Source organism: Microvirga sp. P5_D2 (assembly GCF_054049475.1).
This window is the reverse complement of sequence record NZ_JBFUMH010000302.1, coordinates 1-3,220: the sequence shown is the minus strand read 5'-3', so window position 1 is coordinate 3,220 and position 3,220 is coordinate 1. Positions and strand designations below refer to the sequence as shown.

Below are 3,220 nucleotides of genomic sequence, written 5' to 3'. Positions count from 1 at the left end.
CTCGTGGAGCGCGCGCCGTAGCGGATTGTCTGCTCGATCTGCGGAAGCGAGCCGCCCCACAGCCAGTCGTCGTCGTTCAGGTTCGGATAGCCTTTCGCGCCACCGCCGCCTGCGCCATGGCAGGGCGCGCAATTGTCGCCGAAGGACGCCTTGCCCTGAGCACGGGCGAAAGCGAACATGTCCGGATCCTGCCGGATCTGTTCGAGAGAACTCGCCGCGAGCTTCGCCGTCATGCCTGAACGCTGCTGCTTCAGGTCGGCGAGATCCACCTCGATGGCCTCGCGCGATTGCCATCCAAGCGCACCTCGCGTGTAGGACGAGACCAGCGGCCATGCGGGATAGGCGATGCAATAGGCGATGGCCCAGACGATGGTGAGATAGAAGGTCCACAGCCACCAGCGCGGCAGCGGATTGTTCAGCTCCTGGATCTCGTCCCAGCTATGCCCGGTCGTTGTGACACCGGTGACGGCATCGACCTGCTCGTGTGTTTCGTGAGCCATGGGATCAGTCCTCCTTAAGAGGCATGCGGGCGGCCTCGTCGAAGCGGGCCTTCCGCGAGGGAGCGAGGGCATAGACCAGCACCACCAGGAAGACGGCGACGAAGTACAGGAGCCCCCAGGTCTGGGCGAGTTCAGCGAAGAATTTGTATGCGGCCGGCATGATCGGTTGTCCTCAGCGCACGTTGGCCTTGTTGTCGTAGAGCTTGAAGTCCACTTGCGTGCCGAGCATCTGCAGGTACGCAATGAGAGCATCCGCTTCCGTCACTTTCCGCGGGTTGCCATCGAAATTGCGCGACTGGGCATTGGGATAGCGCTTGGCGAGTTCGGCGGTGTTGGGATCGTCCGCGTTGGCCTGAGTGCGGATATCGCTCTCAGCCCATTTGATCATGTCATCGCTGTATGGAACGCCGAGGGTCGCCTGAACCTTCAGCTCGGTTGAGGCAGCAGCCATATCCAGCTCGTTCTTCTGGAGCCAGGGATAGCTCGGCATGATGGAGCCGGGCACAACAGCGCGGGGATCGTTCAGGTGATCGCGATGCCAGTCGTCCGAGTACTTGTTGCCGAGACGGGCGAGATCAGGACCGGTGCGCTTGGAGCCCCATTGGAACGGCCGGTCGTACATGCTCTCGGCGGCAAGGGAGTAATGGCCRTAGCGTTCCACCTCGTCGCGCAGGGGGCGCACCATCTGGCTGTGACAGTTGTAGCAGCCTTCGCGCACATAGATGTTGCGTCCTGCGAGTTCGAGAGGGGTGTAGGGCCTGATGCCATCCACCTTCTCGATGGTGCTCTTCAGGTAGAAGAGCGGAACGATCTCCACGAGCCCGCCGATCGCGATGACGAACAGCACGCCGATGATGAGGATGATCGAGTTGGTCTCGAAGATCTTGTGACGGGACCAGAGGGACATGRTCGATTCCTTTACTCAGCAGCGACGAGGGCCGGTTGCGCCGGAAGTGCTTCTTCGGCGACGGACTCGGCGGAGGTGATCGTCTTCCAGATGTTCCACGCCATGATCAGGCTGCCTGCCACGAAGAAGGCGCCGCCGAGAGCACGGATGACGTAGTAGGGATGCATCGCTTCGACGGTTTCGATGAACGAGTATTCGAGGAAGCCGAGGCCGGTATAGGCACGCCACATCAGACCCTGAAGGATGCCCGCGACCCACATCGAGGAGATGTAGAGAACAATGCCGAGGGTGGAGATCCAGAAGTGCCAGGAAACGGCCTTCATGGAATAGAGCTCCTTCTTGTTCCACAGCCACGGAACGAGGCAGTAGATCGCGCCGAAGGACACATAGGCGACCCAGCCGAGCGCGCCGGAATGCACGTGGCCGATAGTCCAGTCGGTGTAGTGCGACAGGGAGTTCACGGCCTTCACGGACATGAGCGGACCCTCGAAGGTCGACATGCCGTAGAAGGCCACCGACACGACCATCAGGCGCAGCACGGGATCCGTGCGGAGTTTGTCCCAAGCGCCGGAGAGGGTCATGAGGCCGTTGATCATGCCGCCCCATGAAGGCATCCACAGCATGATGGAGAAGACCATGCCCAGCGTCTGCGCCCAGTCGGGGAGCGCGGTGTAGTGCAGGTGGTGGGGGCCAGCCCAGATATACATGAAGATCAGGGCCCAGAAGTGGATGATCGACAGGCGGTACGAATAGACCGGCCGCTCGGCGCGCTTCGGGATGAAGTAGTACATGATGGCGAGGAAGCCGGCGGTGAGGAAGAAGCCCACGGCGTTGTGGCCGTACCACCACTGCACCATGGCATCCTGCACGCCGGACCACACGATGTAGCTCTTCGGTGAGAAGATCGAGACGGGGATCGTCGCGTTGTTGCCGAGGTGCAGAACCGCGATGGTCAGGATGAAGGCGAGATAGAACCAGTTCGCCACGTAAATGTGCGGTTCCTTGCGGCGCATGACCGTGCCGAGGAACACGAGGAAATATGTGACCCAGACGATGGTCAGGAAGAGGTCCGCATACCACTCGGGCTCTGCATATTCCTTGCCCTGCGTGATGCCGAGCAGGTAGCCCGTGCCGGCGATCACGATGAAGAAGTTGTAGCCGAGAACAACAAACCACGGCGCGATGTCGCCGACCATGCGTGTGCGGCAGGTGCGCTGCACCACGTAGAAGGACGACGCGATCAGCACGTTGCCGCCGAAGGCGAAGATCACGGCCGATGTATGCAGGGGCCGCATGCGCCCGAAGGACAGCCAGGCGGTATCAAAATTGAGGGCTGGGAAGGCGAGCTGGAGCGCGATGAGGAGACCGATGGTAAAGCCAGCGACGCCCCAGATGACGGAGGCGATGGTCGCGAACTTCACTGGCCCCATGTTGTAGTTGGGTTTGCCGTTGATCGTCAGCGGCGGCAATGCGGCAGGACGCTCGTAGTAACGGTTGATGATAGTGAATGTCGCTGCAACGCTGGCAGCGGCGAAGAGATAGGCATGGAAGGCGTATTCAGGCGTATAGGCCTTCGCCGCGATGATGATGCTCAGGAAAGCCAGAGATGCGAAGGCAAGGGCTGATCCTGCTTCGCCAAAGGTCATTCCCTTGGAGGGTGCTGCCGTGTGAGCCATAGGTCTCGACCGTTCTTGAATGAGACGAGGCCCTGAGCTTCGCCTTCAGTATTCTTGTCTAGGGAGGGGGAGGGGAAGGGGCATTGATGCAAATCAATCAGGGCTTGGAGCCACGCACGCCACTGAATGAGTTAGAC

Annotated in this window: 4 protein-coding genes; all 4 read right to left on the bottom strand. The window is 60.7% G+C overall.

Going from position 1 to position 3,220, the window contains the following annotated elements; genetic code table 11:
* Nucleotides 1-500: cytochrome-c oxidase, cbb3-type subunit III (gene ccoP / locus ACXJKO_RS30880; protein WP_457094826.1), on the bottom strand; the 500-nt coding region annotated here is incomplete at its 3' end.
* Between the two features lie 4 nt (nucleotides 501-504).
* Complete coding sequence (locus tag ACXJKO_RS30875; protein ID WP_457094825.1) at nucleotides 505-660, bottom strand: cbb3-type cytochrome c oxidase subunit 3; 156 nt, start codon at nucleotides 658-660, stop codon at nucleotides 505-507.
* Between the two features lie 12 nt (nucleotides 661-672).
* Nucleotides 673-1,407, bottom strand: a complete 735-nt coding sequence (ccoO, locus tag ACXJKO_RS30870; RefSeq protein ID WP_457094824.1) for a cytochrome-c oxidase, cbb3-type subunit II — start codon at nucleotides 1,405-1,407, stop codon at nucleotides 673-675.
* An 11-nt stretch (nucleotides 1,408-1,418) separates the two neighbouring features.
* Complete coding sequence (gene ccoN / locus ACXJKO_RS30865) at nucleotides 1,419-3,053, bottom strand: cytochrome-c oxidase, cbb3-type subunit I (RefSeq protein ID WP_457094827.1); 1,635 nt, start codon at nucleotides 3,051-3,053, stop codon at nucleotides 1,419-1,421.
* Between the last annotated feature and the right edge of the window lie 167 nt (nucleotides 3,054-3,220).

Coding starts and splice junctions, on each gene's coding strand:
- ACXJKO_RS30875 (WP_457094825.1), bottom strand. CDS start 660: ATGCCGGCCGCATACAAATTCTTCGCTGAACTCGCCCAGACCTGGGGG.
- ccoN (WP_457094827.1), bottom strand. CDS start 3,053: ATGACCTTTGGCGAAGCAGGATCAGCCCTTGCCTTCGCATCTCTGGCT.